A 14,899-nucleotide genomic window follows, 5' to 3' on the forward strand; every position below is an offset into this window, starting at 1 on the left:
GGGCCGCAATATGCGCGTGGTCCGGCTCAGCCTCTATCGCGGCGGCGAACATGTGATGACCACGGCGCTCAACGACAAGGGACGTTTCGTCGAGGGCGTCGAACCACCGATGAGCGAGGCCGTCGCCAACGCGTCTGCCGACGAGACCGATCTGCTGCTCGGCACCACGCAGAAGCCGGTGCGGGTCTATGACGGCATTTTCCGCGCCATGCTGACCTACGGTTTGACCAAGGACATGGCCGGTCAACTGATCAATCTTCTGGCGAGCAAGGTCGACCTGCAGTCCATGGCTTCGCCGGACGACCAGCTTGAGCTGTTCTTCTCCGATGCCGATCCGGACGGCAAGGCGACGGCCACGTCCGAACTGTTCTATATCGACGCGAAGATCGGCGACGAGGCCATCAGGCTCTATCGCTTCGCCGACCCGAAGACCGGCGCCGTCGATTTCTATGATGCGAACGGCCGCAGCATCCGCCGCTTCCTCTTGCGCAATCCCGTACCCAACGGCAAGTTCACCTCCGGTTTCGGCATGCGCCGGCATCCGGTTTTGAAATACGCCCGCATGCATAGCGGCGTGGACTGGGCGGCGCGAACCGGTACGCCGATCATTGCGGCCGGCGACGGCATCGTCGAAAAGGCCGGCTGGTCGTCCTCCGGATACGGCAACCAGACCATCATCCGTCACGCCAATGGCTACGAGACCTCCTACAACCACCAGAGCAAGATCGCCCCGGGCGTCAAGGAGGGCGCGCGCGTCAAGCAGGGACAGGTCATCGGCTATGTCGGTGCCACCGGTCTCGTCACCGGTCCCCATCTGCACTATGAGCTCCTGGTCAACGGCACCAAGGTCGATCCGATGAAGATCCGCTTCCCGAATTCCGACGCGCTGGCGGGCGAGAATCTTGCCCGCTTCGAATCCGAACGCAAGCGGATCGACGCGTTGCTCGGCAATGAGGGCGCAACGCAGGTCGCTTCCAACAGGAGCAATTGACATTGCATCCGAGCGCCGCCGCCCCTGGCCGTGCGTAACGGTCGGGTCGTACGGGCGCCTGCGACATCGGTTCGTCCGCTGTGAAGACCCGCCTCGTTCAGCTGCGTTTTATAAGGATCGGCGCCTCGTGCCCGCCAATGCCGGACGACGCACAACCGGACCGCGGAACGCCGCGGTCAGAACTGACGAATCCAGCCGTTCAGCGCGGAGAAACCTTCCGGATTGATGGCATAGAACCGTTTCGTACCGACCGGCGTGACGCGCACGAGCTTGCTGTCCAAGAGGGCCTTGAGATGCTGCGAGACGGCAGGACGACTGATCGGCAACCCCTCCGAAAGCTCGGTCACCGTTTTCGGCTCACGCCTCAAGGCCATCAGGAGATGGCGACGATTGGGGTCGGCAATAGCGACGAAAGGGTCAGATGTGCTCATGCCGTCATATTACGTTAAAGTTATCCGCGCGACAAGTAGCTCGTTCGCCCAAGAGTAGATACTAAAATCTTTCCTGATCAAAATAGTCAACAATCGACTTCGGACCGGTTCCACTCGACTTTGTACTTGCAATACTTGCGGATTGATAGCCTTCAGCAGAAATACCTGCTGCGTCGCCCGATACGGCGGCCGACCCGGCATTGCCGGGCAGGATCGTCCCTGGGCGGGCGCCCTTGGTCGGCGCTTCCGGCGCGGTGGCATTGATTCGCGCCAGCGTCGGGCGGAATAGGAGGCGGAAGTCATTGTCCTCGTTGTAGGCAAGCTCCGTCGTATCACCCATGGCCGAAAGCTTGCGGGCAAGCTCGCTCTGGGCCGTCTTGCGCGGATTTTGAGCCGGCTCCGGAACGGCAGTCCTGGCGCGGCCGGCCGCCTGCAACTGCTCGGGCGTTATCGGCGCGCCCTGATCCAGTCCGGCATAGCTCATACGCGGGCTCGGCACGGGAACCTCGCCATCCATGAAGCCGAAGCGACCCTGTTCGAAAGACGAACCGTCGCCGAGGGAGGCGACTTCTACAGGGGCCTGCTCGACGGGCGAAGCGGCTTCGGCCACCAGCACGTCGGAAACCGACATGCCCTCTGCCGCGCCGAGCGAGGATGGCCGCGACTGCGGCACCGGAATATTGGCAGCGATCGCCAGCGCCGGCTCCGCTTCAGGCGGATTGGGATCGACCAGCGCGGTGGCAAGCGGCGTGCCGAGATCGGCATTGTCGGCGCCGGGACGGGAAAGCGGCAGCGGAATGTCGAGATTGTCGAAGCTGACGGCCGCCGTCAGGATGTCGACCGGCCGCTGCTGGGGCGCCGTCTGCTGCGGCGCGCTCTGGCGTGACGGCGTCGCTGCGGCGCGCTGCTGGCGGTTGCTCCCTGCAGTGTCATCATTGCCGGAATTGTTGCGATTGAACAGCATCGAAAGCAGATTCGGACGTTCATCCTCGTCGCCATCGTCAGCACTGGCGACGCGGACGGGTTCGGAACCGGAAACGCTGCCCTTGGCCTTGTATTCCGCGAGCGCGTCCTGATAGCCGGGCAATGGCTTGCCGTCAGCGGGCAGATGCAGCGTATGCCCCTCGGGGAAGAGCGCCACGAGCTGGCTGCGACTCATGCGCGGCCAGGCCCGCACGCTTGCCACGTCAAGATGCACGAAAGGCGACCCGGAACGCGGATAATAGCCAACGCCGCCGCGCTGCAACTTCATCGCGGTCGCGCGCAGCTTGTCGAGCGGCACGCCGGGGATGAAGAAATCCATCGCATTGCCGAGCATGTGCTGCGATTTCTTGGCAACGCCGGACGATGTCTTGCGCAGCATCGCATTGGTTTCGGGCGAACGATAGGCCGAGACGACGTTGATGTAGTCCTTGGCGCCGACCTGCTGGTAGACCTCCCAGACCAAATCAAACAGCCGCGGGTTCATGGTGGTCGGCTCCTTGCGCCGCCAGTCGCGCAGGAACCAGTTCAGCTGCTCGAGCCCCTTCTTGTCATAGCGTCCGTTGCGCTTGAAGGTGATCTCCGCCTTTTCGCCTGTATGGATGTAATAAAGCTTCAGGGTTCGGGTTTCGGCCTGCGCCTCGGTCACGCCAAACACGCAGAACATGGCCGCAAGCAACGCCAGAACGGCAATTGTCCGTTGCAGGAATATGCTTGATGGACGGTCACACAAACCGGACTCTCCCTGGGTACTCTGAATGTCGTGATCGGGGCCCCGCACCGTCAGCAGCCTCAGGAGCGGCGGACGGCGACCTTCTTGGAGGTCCAATGCGGCGCAAACGAGGCATCTTTCCCGCCTGACGTTCAGCTTGCCACTTTATAGGCAATATTTGGTTAAATTCCTAGACCCATGAATAACCGCTTAGCCTTTCCCAAGGGTTAAGTCCTTGCCGCAAATCAACGCTGGCGCACGGAAAAACCGGGGCGATCCGGAACAGCAAGGCGTCAGATATCTTGGGGCTGCCGATTGCAGGGCGTGCGGGCGACACATATGTTGGAGCTTCGCGCCCGCTTCAGGCGGCGACCGCACGACAACAGGAAAGACAGACCCATGTTCAACGCTTCATTTCCGCGCGCACCCGCCGGCAGCCCCGCCCGGGCGACGAAGTCCGGCGACGAGGCCCTGGGCAACCTGCCCGAATGGGATCTCTCCCATCTTTATCCCGGCCCTTCCTCGCCCGAGTTCAACAACGCCTTCGATGAGGCCGCGAAGAAGGCAAGGTCATTTTCGGCCCGGTGGAAGGGCAAGCTAGCCGAGGCGGCGGAGAGAAGCGGCGAAGACGGTCTCGGCGCCGCCATCGAGACCTATGAGGCGCTGGGCGACACACTGGGACGGCTCGGCTCCTTTGCCGGTCTCTCCTATTATGCCAATGCCGCCGATCCGGCCCTGCGCAAGCTTTATGGCGACACCTCGGCGCGGATCACCGAGATTTACGCCGATCTCCTGTTCTTCGAACTCGAATTGAACCGCCTCGACGAAGAAACGATCGACAGGGCGTTCGAGGCTGACGATCGCTTTGCCCATTACCGCCCGTGGGTGCTCGATCTCCGCCTAGAGAAGCCGCACCAGCTCGATGACCGGATCGAACAGCTGTTCATGGAGAAATCGACGACCGGCGGCCAGGCCTTCAACCGCCTGTTCGACCAAACAATGGACCGCATGCGCTTTACCGTCGACGGCGAGGACATGCCGCTGGAAAAGACGCTCAACCTTTTGAGCGATACAAAGGAACCGGTCCGCCGCAAGGCCGCGGAAGCCCTGGCCGCGACCTTCAAGGACAATCTGCCGACATTCTCTTTGATCATGAACACGGTGGCCAAGGACACCGAGATCAACAGCCGCTGGCACGCCTTCGAGGATATCGCGGACAGCCGGCATCTCTCCAACCGGGTCGAGCGCGAGGTTGTCGATGCGCTGTCCGAGGCGGTGCGCCAGTCCTATCCGCGCCTGTCCCATCGCTATTACGCGATGAAGGCGAAATGGCTCGGCATGGAGCAGATGAACTACTGGGATCGCAACGCCCCGCTGCCCGACACCGCCGAGCGGGTGATCCCGTGGGACGAGGCCCGGGACACGGTGCTTTCGGCCTATGGCGCGTTTTCGCCTGAAATGGCCGGCATTGCCCGCCGCTTCTTTGACGAGAACTGGATCGACGCGCCGATCCGTGCCGGAAAACGCACCGGCGCCTTCGCGCACCCGACCGTGCCTTCCGCCCATCCTTATGTTCTGGTCAATTACCTGGGCAAACCGCGCGACGTGATGACGCTTGCCCACGAACTCGGCCACGGCGTGCACCAGGTTCTGGCGGCAAAACAGGGGGCGCTGATGTGCTCGACGCCCTTGACGCTGGCCGAAACCGCCTCCGTCTTCGGCGAAATGCTGACCTTCCGCGCGCTGCTTTCGCAGACGACCGACACGGCAAAGCGCAAGGCGATGCTCGCCCAGAAGGTGGAGGACATGATCAACACGGTCGTGCGCCAGATTGCCTTCTACCAGTTCGAGCGCAAGGTCCACACGGCGCGGCGCGAGGGCGAGCTGACCGAAGACCAGATCAACGCAATGTGGATGTCGGTACAGGCCGAAAGCCTCGGGCCGGCGATCAGGCTTGCCGATGGCTATGAGACCTATTGGAGCTATGTGCCCCACTTCATCCATTCGCCATTCTACGTCTATGCCTATGCCTTCGGCGATTGCCTGGTGAACTCGCTCTACGCCGTCTACCAGAATGCCGAAAGCGGCTTTCAGGACAAGTATTTCGAGATGCTGACCGCCGGCGGCACCAAGCATCACTCGGAACTGCTGAAGCCCTTCGGACTCGATGCGTCGGACCCGACCTTCTGGGGCAAGGGGCTGTCGATGATCGAGGGCCTGATCGACGAACTCGAAGCGCTCGACAAGGAATAGCATGACGCGCGCCGTTTTCCGGGACGACCTCGCCGGCCGCATGCTCACATTTTCGCAGCCGCATGCGCTGATCCTGGCGACCGACCCGGAAGACGTGGCGCAGGGCTTTGTCCGCATGGAGGAAGCACGGGCCGGGGGGCACTGGCTCGCCGGCTATGTTTCCTATGAGGCGGGGCTTCTCCTGGACCCCGCCTTTTCAGGCCTTTCACCTGGCAAAACCGAGATCCCCTATCTCTGCTTCGGCGTTTTCGATCCCCCGGAAGAGACCGGACTTCCCGCGTCGTGCTCCGCGACGCCCTTTCTGTCCGATCTCGAACCCGCCTGGGATTTCGCCACCTATCGCGAACGTTTCGAACCGCTGCACGCCCATCTGAGGGCGGGCGACTGCTATCAGGGCAACCTAACCTTTCCGGTCAAAGCCCGCTGGCAGGGCGATCCGCTTGCCGCCTTCCACGCCTATGCGGAACGCCAGCCGGTGCGCTACGGCGCCTATCTCGACCTTGCCGGTCCGCGCATCCTCTCGCGCTCGCCGGAGCTCTTCTTCGAGGTCGGCAGCGACGGCTTTATCGAAACCCGCCCGATGAAGGGGACGGCGCCGCGCGGTGCAACGGCAGAAGAGGACGAAGCGATCATCGCGGCGATGCTGGACGACGAAAAGACGCTTGCGGAAAACTGCATGATCGTCGACCTTCTGCGCAACGACATCTCCCGCATCGCCGAACCCGGCAGCGTCCACGTGCCGAAGCTCTTCGACATCGAGACCTACCCCACGCTCCACCAGATGGTGAGCCACGTTCGGGCAAGGCTTTGCGCCGGCACCGATATCGGGTCGATCTTTGCCGCGCTCTTTCCCTGCGGCTCGATAACCGGCGCGCCGAAGATTTCGGCGATGAGGATATTGCGCAGCCTGGAGGATGGGCCGCGCGGGGCCTATTGCGGGGCGATCGGCCATATTGCGCCCGACGGCGCGATGCGCTTCAATGTCGCCATCCGCACGATCACGCTCTTTGATGACGGACGGGCGGTTTTCAATGTCGGCGGCGGCATCGTGCTTGATTCCACCGCGCGCGCCGAATATGACGAAGCCCTGCTGAAAGCCCGTTTTGCCGGCGACCTGTGCGCTGTTCCGGCCGGTTGAGGACGTTGTGATGATCCTGATCTCGCTGACCTATGTTGCGCCGATGGACGCCGTCGAAAAGCATTTCGATGGCCATATCGAATGGCTGAACAGGCACTATGCCGATGGCGTTTTCGTTGCGTCCGGTCGCAAAGTACCCCGCACCGGCGGCCTCATCATTGCCCGCGGCAGTCTTGATGAGGTGCGCGCCCTCTGCGAGGCCGATCCCTTCGTCAGCGAAGGCGTGGCGCGATACGAACTGACCGAGGTCGATTTTTCCAGAACCGTTGCCGGCGTCGAAGGCCTGAAACAGCCATGACGGACGCCGCGACCGAGAACCGCCCGCTGCGCCTGATGCCCTATGGCCGCGCCTACAAGCCGTTTTCGATAGGCCTCTCGCAGATTGCGACAACGGACTGGCTGGAGGCGGAGGGTGATCTCGGCCGCTATCTCGACGAGAAGAGACAGTTTCTGGAAGCGGACCCTGACGCAATCTTCCGCGCCGCGCCCGACAGTCTCGCAGCCCAGCAGGAAGCGCTCGAGTTGATTGTCCGCCACCTGGGGGACGAGCATCGCGACACCCACCGGCTCGACGGCGCCATAATGTCGATGGCCGGCCACACCGTCGATATCGCCGACGGGACCATGCCGCCGCTGATGCGGGCGGGATTGCTGATCGCCGACGACCTGGCCGTTCTCACCAGGCATGACGGCCATTGGCATCTTTCCGCCGGCTTCATCGCTTTCCCCTCCTCCTGGTCGCTGGCCGAGAAGGCCGGGCGGCCGATGGACGAGGTCCATGCGGACGTGCCGGGCTTTCAGGGCGGCACAAGAAATGCGGCGATGGTCACGCGCATTTTCGACAACCTGAAGCCCGACCTTCCGGCCGAGCGGTTCAACTGGTCCTTCAAGGGCTCGAATGCGCTGGCGATGCCGGTCTCCAAGCATCTGCCGGAAGACCCGTTCCGGCCGGTCCGCCCGATCGGCGACAATGTCCTGCGCGTCGAGCGCCAGACGCTGCGTCGTCTGCCGGAAACCGGCGCCATCCTCTTCACAATCAAGATCCACGCCGATCCGCTGGCCATGGTCCGGCGCCATCCCGAGAACCGTGCGATCGCCGCAGCCATGCTGAAGCAGCTTGACGGACTGACGGCGGAGGAGCGCGCCTACAAGGGCATGAAAGATGCCGATATCGACGCGCTTTCGGCTTATCTGCGGGAAGTTTTGAACTGACTTCTGGAACGACGGCAACAAATCCGCTTTACTGTTGCCCGGCGCTGTGGTCACGCTTTTAACGCGATCGACAGGCCACGGAACAAAATGGCCGTGTCACAATTTGTGCTTACGTTCGCGGCATTCGCCTTGCGCGCAGGTCCTAATCGAGAAGGAAACGGAAATGCTTCAGGAATACCCGATCCACGCCGAAATCACCGGACCCATTGTCATGATCGGTTTCGGGTCCATCGGGAGAGGCGCCCTGCCGCTGATCGAACGGCACTTCAATTTCGACAAGTCGCGCATGGTCATCATCGATCCGAATGACGCCCATGCCAATATCGCGGCAAACCACGGGGTCCGCTTCATCCACGCTGCCGTGACCAGGGACAATTACGAGGAATTGCTGGAACCGCTTCTGACCGAGGGCGATGGTCAGGGCTTCTGCGTCAACCTTTCCGTCGACACCTCCTCGCTCGACCTGATGAAGCTGTGCCGCTCGCTCGGCGTGCTCTATATCGACACGGTGATCGAACCCTGGCTCGGTTTCTATTTCGACAAGAACGCCGACAATGCCTCGCGCACCAACTACGCCCTGCGCGAAACCGTGCGCAAGGAAAAGCGCAAGACCCCCGGCGGCACCACCGCCGTTTCCTGCTGTGGCGCCAATCCGGGCATGGTCTCCTGGTTCGTCAAGCAGGCGCTGGTCAACCTTGCCCGCGACACAGGAATGAACTTCGTTGAACCTATGGCAGATGACCGCGAGGGCTGGGCGCAGCTGATGAAGGATGCCGGCGTCAAGGGCATCCACATCGCCGAGCGTGACACCCAGCGCTCCAAATTCCTGCGTCCGCAGGGAACCTTCTGGAATACATGGTCCGTCGAGGGGTTCGTCGCCGAGGGCATGCAGCCCGCCGAACTCGGCTGGGGCACCCACGAAAAATGGATGCCGAAGAACGCCAAGAAGCACAAAAAGGGCTGCAAGGCCTCGATCTATATCGAGCAGCCCGGGGCCAATACGCGGGTGAGAAGCTGGTGCCCGACGCCCGGGCCCCAATATGGCTTTCTCGTCACCCACAATGAATCCGTCTCGATCGCGGATTATTTCACCGTCAGGAACGACAGCGACAAGGTCTCCTACCGGCCGACCTGCCACTATGCCTACCACCCGGCCGACGTGGCCGTGCTCTCGCTGGACGAGATGTTCGGCAATGGCGGCAACCCGCAGGCGGAAAGCCTGGTGCTGGAGGAGGCCGATATCCTGACCGGCATAGACGAGCTCGGCGTGCTGCTCTACGGCCACGACAAGAACGCCTACTGGTTCGGTTCAAGACTTTCGATCGAGGAAACGCGCGACCTGGTGCCCTACCAGAACGCGACCGCGCTTCAGGTCACCTCCGCCGTTCTGGCCGGCATGGTCTGGGCGCTGGAAAACCCGGAAGCGGGCATCGTCGAGGCCGACGAGATGGATTATCGCCGCTGCCTGGAAATCCAGATGCCCTATCTCGGCCCGGTCGAAGGCCACTATACCGACTGGACGCCGCTCTCCGACCGCCAGACCTTCTTCGAGGAACGCAAGGACGAGAAGGATCCCTGGCAGTTCAAGAACATCCTGGTGCAGTTCTGAGAAAGGAAAACGGCCGCAACGCATCGCCTGCGCGGCCGTTCCGTCCTGCTCCTGCTCTCTCAGCCGGTCGCGACAAACGGGAACCGGCGCGTCGCCTGACATCGCGCCGGGAAAACGGGTCCGGCCGCGCCGCCGGATCCGGCGATGACCTGCAATGAAGCCTTGATTAGGTCAGGCGAGACGGCCGTGGCAGTGTTTGAACTTGCGGCCCGAACCGCAGGGGCACAGGTCGTTGCGGCCGACATTGCGGTATTCCGGCGGCAGTTGACCGGCAGGCGCTGCGGCTTCACCGGCGCCGACCTGTTCGCCCGCCATTTCGTCTTCGCCGGTATCCGGGTCGACATGGCTGGCGCGCAGCTTCGCCGGATCCACTTCCGGCTGTGGCTGTTGCGCCTCGCGCACCAGCTGGACGCGCGAGAGCTGCGAGACGGCAAGCTCGCGCATATTGCCGAGAAGCGCCTGGAACAGTTCGAAAGCCTCGGCCTTGTATTCCTGCAGCGGATCGCGCTGGGCATAACCGCGGAAGCCGATGACCGAGCGCAGATGATCGAGATTGACGATATGCTCGCGCCAGAGATGGTCGAGCGACTGCATGGTGACCTGGCGCTGGACATATTTCATCACGTCAGGCCCGAACTGCTCGGCCTGCCTGGCCCGGACTTCCTCGGCCTGATCGGCGGCGGCATTGATGCGCTCGAGAATTTCCGGCTCGGCAATGCCGTCTTCGGCGGCCCATTCCTCGATCGGAAGGTCGAGGCTGAGAATGCGCAGGCAGTCTTCCTTCAGGCCGGCGACATCCCACTGCTCGGCATAGGCGCGTTCGGGAATGCGGCGGTGAACCGCGTTCTCGATCACCTCATGGCGCATGTCCTCGACGATCTCTGAGATATCGTCGGAATCCATCAGTTCCTTGCGCTGGTCGAAGACCACCTTGCGCTGGTCGTTGAGCACATCGTCATATTTCAGAAGGTTCTTGCGGATGTCGAAGTTTCGGGCCTCGACCTTCTTCTGCGCGCGCTCCAGCGCCTTGTTGATCCACGGATGGACGATCGCCTCGCCCTCCTTCAGGCCCAGCTTCGTCAGCATGCTTTCCATGCGGTCGGAGCCGAAGATGCGCATCAGGTCGTCCTGAAGCGAGAGGTAGAATTTCGAACGGCCCGGGTCGCCCTGACGGCCGGAACGGCCGCGCAACTGATTGTCGATGCGCCGGCTTTCATGACGTTCGGTGGCAATCACGTAGAGGCCGCCGGCAGCCAGCGCCTCCTGTTTCAGCCGGGCGACATCCTCGCGGATCGCCTGCTCCTTCGCCTCGCGCTCCGGACCCGGCGGCGTGAACTTGCGCTCGACCTCGACGCGTTCGCCCTCTTCGTTGGTGACGATATCGATGCCCGGCTCCAGATAGCCGAGTTCGGCCTGGATGCGCATTTCCAGATTGCCGCCGAGCTGGATATCGGTGCCGCGACCGGCCATGTTGGTTGCGATCGTCAGCGCACCGGGCACGCCGGCCTGGGCAATGATGAAGGCCTCGTTCTCATGATAGCGGGCATTCAGGATCTCGAACTCCGCGATGCCGTCGCGCTTCAGCGCCGCAGCCAGCATCTCGGATTTTTCAATCGAAGTCGTACCGACGAGAACCGGCTGGCCCTTTGCCTTCGCGGCCTTGATCTCCTCGACGATCGCCTCGTATTTTTCCTGGACAGTGAGATAGACCTCGTCATCCTCATCGAGACGCACGATCGGCAGGTTGGTCGGCACTTCGACGACGTCGAGGCCGTAGATATTGCCGAATTCTTCCGCTTCGGTTGCCGCCGTGCCGGTCATGCCGGCCAGCTTGTCATACATGCGGAAATAGTTCTGGAAGGTGATCGAGGCCAGGGTCTGGTTCTCCGGCTGGATCTTGACGCCTTCCTTGGCCTCGAGCGCCTGATGCTGGCCTTCCGAATAGCGCCGACCCGGCATCATGCGGCCGGTGAATTCGTCGATGATCACGACCTCGCCGTCACGCACGATGTAATCCTTGTCGCGGGAAAACATCTTGTGCGCCTTCAACGCGTTGTTGAGGTGATGGACGATGGCGACATTCTCGACGTCATAGAGCGATTCACCCTTCATCAGACCGGATTCGGTCAGCATCTTCTCCAGCTTTTCCATGCCGTCTTCGGAGAAGTTTGCCGAGCGCTGCTTTTCGTCGATCTCGTAATCGCCCTCGTCCAGCATCGGAATGATCTTGTCGATGGTGACGTAGAGGTCCGAACGGTCATCGAGCGGCCCGGAAATGATCAGCGGCGTGCGCGCCTCGTCAACCAGGATCGAGTCGACCTCGTCGACGATCGCGTAATTGTGGCCGCGCTGGACCATCTCCGCGCGCTGCATCTTCATATTGTCGCGCAGATAGTCGAAGCCGAGCTCGTTGTTCGTGGCATAGGTAATGTCGGCGCTGTAGGCCGCGCGGCGCTGCTGGTCGTCGAGGCCGTGATGGATGACGCCGGTGGTGAGCCCGAGGAAGCCGTAGAGCCGCCCCATGTTCTCGCTGTCGCGACGCGCCAGATAGTCGTTGACGGTCACGACGTGGACGCCCTTGCCGGCGAGCGCATTGAGATAGACGGGAAGCGTGGCGACGAGCGTCTTGCCCTCGCCGGTCTTCATTTCGGCGATCGCGTTTTCATGCAGGATCATGCCGCCGATCAGCTGGACATCGAAAGGCCTCAGGCCAAGCACGCGCTTCGATGCCTCCCGGGCGACGGCGAAAGCTTCAACAAGAAGATCGTCCAGGCTTTTGCCGTCGGCGAGCTGCTTTTTGAATTCTTCGGTCTTTGCCTTTAGGTCGTCATCCGAAAGCGCCGTCATCTGCTCTTCAAGCGCGTTGATCGCCGCCACGCGGGGCTTGTAGGAGCGGATCCGGCGATCATTGGCCGAACCGAACAATTTGCGGGCTACGCCACCGAGTGAGACCATTTCAATAGCTCTTTCTGAAAGTTGTCATATCTATCCTGTACGTGGCGCCGTACAAACGCATTCCTGACAAGCGGGGTCCATATCACCGTCCGGAGCTTCACTGGACGCGGGCTTGGCAGACAGATAAGAGGGGGGTCGGGGGATGTCAACGTCAAAGGCCGCGCCACAATGGCCACATTCCTGTGTTGCCGGTCTTCTTGCGGACCGCCGCACATTAAATCGCGGTAAGGATGCAACGCATTCCGGCCGCACACGTTGACGCGTGGCAACGCTTCTACCACATGCGACGGGCCCGACCGGCGCAAGAGGGCGAAACAGGAGGTTTCGCCGCACAACAGGAAAAGGTGAACTCATGCAGAAAAGACATTTGGCAGCGGCAGCACTCCTGGCCACGACTGTCAGCTTCGCGGTCCCGTCCTTCGCTCAGGACAGCGGCTCTTCCGCGAACGACGCCGTCGTCGCCACCGTCGACGGCGCCCCGATCACCCGGTCGGAACTGCAGACCACGCTCGACCAGTTCAAGGGCCAGTTCGGTCAGATGCCGGAGGAGCAGCTGCGCGCGGTCGCCCTTTCGAGCCTGATCGACATGAAGGTCATCACCGATGCGGCGGAAAAGGAGGGTCTCGACAAGACCGAGGCCTTCAAGACGCGCATGGACCAGCTACGCCAGGAAGAACTCTACAACGCCTTCTTCGACCAGAAGATCAATGCCGAGATCACGCCGGAAATGCTGAAGGCGCGCTATGACGAGGAAATCGCCAATGCGCCGAAGCAGGAAGAGGTCCACGCGCGTCATATCCTGGTCGACACCGAGGACGAGGCCAAGAAGATCATCGCGGAACTCGACAACGGCGCCGATTTCGCCGAGCTCGCCAAGGAGCATTCGACCGGTCCGTCCGCTGATAACGGCGGCGATCTCGGTTATTTCTCCAAGGGCCAGATGGTTCCGGAATTCGAAGAGGTCGCCTTCTCGCTCAATCCCGGCGAATATACCGAGACCCCGGTCCAGACCCAGTTCGGCTATCATGTGATCGAGGTCGAGGACACGCGCGAAAAGACGCCGATCCCCTTCGAACAGATTGAACCCCAGCTTCGCCAGCTCGTCGCCAGCGAGAAGTACAATGAAGTGGTCTCCAAGCTGAAGGCCGGAGACAAGATCGTTATCGAAGATAAGGACTTGCAACAGGCCTACGACGCCGTCAATAAAATGCAGTGATCCAAACCACCCGGCCCGCGCATCTGCCGCGGGCCGGACTTTCAGAGGCCTGCCATGACGACCGCCATATCACCGCTCGCGCCCAAATCCTACCCGCCCATGCCGCCGATCGACGGCCTGCGCATCGCCACTGCCGCCGCCGGCATCAAGTACAAGGGGCGGACGGACGTCATGATGATGATCTTCGACGAGACGGCCGCCGTCGCCGGCCTCTTCACGAAATCGAAATGCCCCTCCGCCCCCGTCGATTTCTGCCGCGCCAATCTTGCCGGCGGCAGGGCGCGCGTGCTGGTGGTCAATTCGGGCAATGCCAACGCCTTTACCGGCAAGAAGGGCGCGGAAGCCACGGCGCTGACCGCGCGCACTGCTGCCGAAGCCGCGGGTTGCGCCGAGAGCGACGTGTTCCTGGCCTCGACCGGCGTCATCGGCGAGCCGCTCGATGCCTCCAAATTCGCAAGTGTCCTCTCCAGCATGGCGGGCGATGCCAGCGCAGACCTGTGGCTTGAGGCGGCGAAGGCGATCATGACCACGGATACCTATCCGAAGGTCGCGACGAGAGGCGCCGAAATCGACGGCGTCTCCGTGACGCTGAACGGCATTGCCAAGGGCGCCGGCATGATCGCGCCGGACATGGCGACCATGCTCTCCTTTATTGCCACCGATGCGGCGATCTCGGCCGAAGCGTTGCAGCAGCTCCTTTCCGAGGGCGTGGGTGCAAGCTTCAATGCCGTCACCGTCGACAGCGACACCTCGACATCGGATACGGTTCTGGCCTTTGCCACCGGCAAGGCGCCCGGACAGGACATGGTCACCGACGGCTCAGATCCGCGCCTCGACGATTTCCGCGCCGCCCTTCATGCCCTGATGCAGGATCTGGCGCTGCAGATCGTGCGTGACGGCGAAGGCGCGCGCAAGATGGTGACGGTGCGCGTGACGGGCGCAGAGGATGATCGCGCGGCAAACGTGATCGCCCGTTCGATCGCCAACTCGCCCTTGGTCAAGACCGCCGTCGCCGGAGAGGACGCCAATTGGGGCCGCGTGGTCATGGCTGTCGGCAAGGCCGGCGAGAAGGCCGACCGCGACAGGCTCGCCATCTGGTTCGGCGATATCCGCGTTGCCGTCAACGGCGAGCGCGATCCCGACTATTCCGAGGAATTCGCCTCCGCCGTGATGCGCGAGGACGAGATCACCATTCGCGCCGATATCGGCCTCGGCGAGGGTCAGGCGACGATCTACACCTGCGACCTGACGAAGGAATATGTCGCCATCAATGGCGACTACCGCAGCTGATACCGCTCAAATGCCGCAGTCAGCCGCGTTGCCATCGCGCAACACCGGCTGTGCCAAGCGTAAGTGGCGTGTTTACAGGCCGGTCTGAAGCGCACTAGATGAACAAAAACA

The 14,899-nt window shown here is 62.2% G+C and carries 11 protein-coding genes (1 of these 11 running past the window's edge); 8 read left to right on the top strand and 3 right to left on the bottom strand.

Going from position 1 to position 14,899, the window contains the following annotated elements:
• On the top strand, nt 1-991 hold the 3' portion of the coding sequence (locus AZF01_RS18695) for a M23 family metallopeptidase (RefSeq protein ID WP_024707742.1). It extends 953 nt beyond the left edge of the window; only the last 991 of its 1,944 coding nucleotides appear in the window; its start codon lies off the left edge, out of view; its stop codon occupies nt 989-991.
• Nucleotides 992-1,167: 176 nt separating this feature from the next.
• Here AZF01_RS18695 and AZF01_RS18700 read toward each other — a convergent pair whose 3' ends face one another.
• Nucleotides 1,168-1,422: a helix-turn-helix transcriptional regulator gene (locus AZF01_RS18700; RefSeq protein ID WP_024707741.1), complete on the bottom strand. Its 255-nt coding sequence runs from the start codon at nt 1,420-1,422 to the stop codon at nt 1,168-1,170.
• Nucleotides 1,423-1,483: 61 nt separating this feature from the next.
• On the bottom strand, nt 1,484-3,136 hold the full coding sequence (locus AZF01_RS18705) for a DUF882 domain-containing protein (RefSeq protein WP_244435539.1): 1,653 nt from the start codon (nt 3,134-3,136) through the stop codon (nt 1,484-1,486).
• Nucleotides 3,137-3,514: 378 nt separating this feature from the next.
• On the opposite strand from AZF01_RS18705, the gene AZF01_RS18710 reads away from it, so the two are divergent.
• The 5 genes from AZF01_RS18710 to AZF01_RS18730 all read left to right on the top strand — a co-directional run bounded on the left by AZF01_RS18710 (nt 3,515) and on the right by AZF01_RS18730 (nt 9,327).
• Entirely contained in the window at nt 3,515-5,368 is a 1,854-nt protein-coding gene (locus tag AZF01_RS18710; RefSeq protein WP_024707739.1) for a M3 family oligoendopeptidase, read from the top strand.
• Nucleotide 5,369: 1 nt separating this feature from the next.
• Nucleotides 5,370-6,506 (top strand): aminodeoxychorismate synthase component I, encoded by a 1,137-nt coding sequence (locus AZF01_RS18715; RefSeq protein WP_024707738.1) that lies wholly within the window; start codon nt 5,370-5,372, stop codon nt 6,504-6,506.
• Between the two features lie 10 nt (nt 6,507-6,516).
• Nucleotides 6,517-6,804, top strand: a complete 288-nt coding sequence (locus AZF01_RS18720; RefSeq protein WP_024707737.1) for a YciI family protein — start codon at nt 6,517-6,519, stop codon at nt 6,802-6,804.
• The gene (locus AZF01_RS18725) at nt 6,801-7,718 is read left to right on the top strand and encodes a DUF3445 domain-containing protein (protein ID WP_024707736.1); all 918 of its coding nucleotides are present in this window, start codon (nt 6,801-6,803) and stop codon (nt 7,716-7,718) included. Before AZF01_RS18720 ends, AZF01_RS18725 begins: the two co-directional genes overlap by 4 nt.
• Before the next feature lie 163 nt (nt 7,719-7,881).
• Nucleotides 7,882-9,327, top strand: a complete 1,446-nt coding sequence (locus AZF01_RS18730; protein ID WP_024707735.1) for a homospermidine synthase — start codon at nt 7,882-7,884, stop codon at nt 9,325-9,327.
• A 171-nt stretch (nt 9,328-9,498) separates the two neighbouring features.
• Here the strand turns inward: AZF01_RS18730 and secA are convergent, their stop codons facing one another.
• Complete coding sequence (gene secA / locus AZF01_RS18735) at nt 9,499-12,282, bottom strand: preprotein translocase subunit SecA (RefSeq protein WP_024707734.1); 2,784 nt, start codon at nt 12,280-12,282, stop codon at nt 9,499-9,501.
• A gap of 352 nt (nt 12,283-12,634) precedes the next feature.
• Between secA and AZF01_RS18740 the strand changes: the two genes are divergently transcribed.
• Together AZF01_RS18740 and argJ are read left to right on the top strand one after the other, a co-directional pair.
• A complete protein-coding gene (locus AZF01_RS18740) occupies nt 12,635-13,498 on the top strand; it encodes a peptidylprolyl isomerase (RefSeq protein ID WP_036236863.1) in 864 nt (287 codons plus the stop codon).
• A 54-nt stretch (nt 13,499-13,552) separates the two neighbouring features.
• Entirely contained in the window at nt 13,553-14,788 is a 1,236-nt protein-coding gene (gene argJ, locus AZF01_RS18745; RefSeq protein ID WP_024707743.1) for a bifunctional glutamate N-acetyltransferase/amino-acid acetyltransferase ArgJ, read from the top strand.
• Nucleotides 14,789-14,899: the final 111 nt, after the last annotated feature.

The organism is Martelella sp. AD-3, assembly GCF_001578105.1.
In the GTDB taxonomy this organism is placed as follows: domain Bacteria; phylum Pseudomonadota; class Alphaproteobacteria; order Rhizobiales; family Rhizobiaceae; genus Martelella.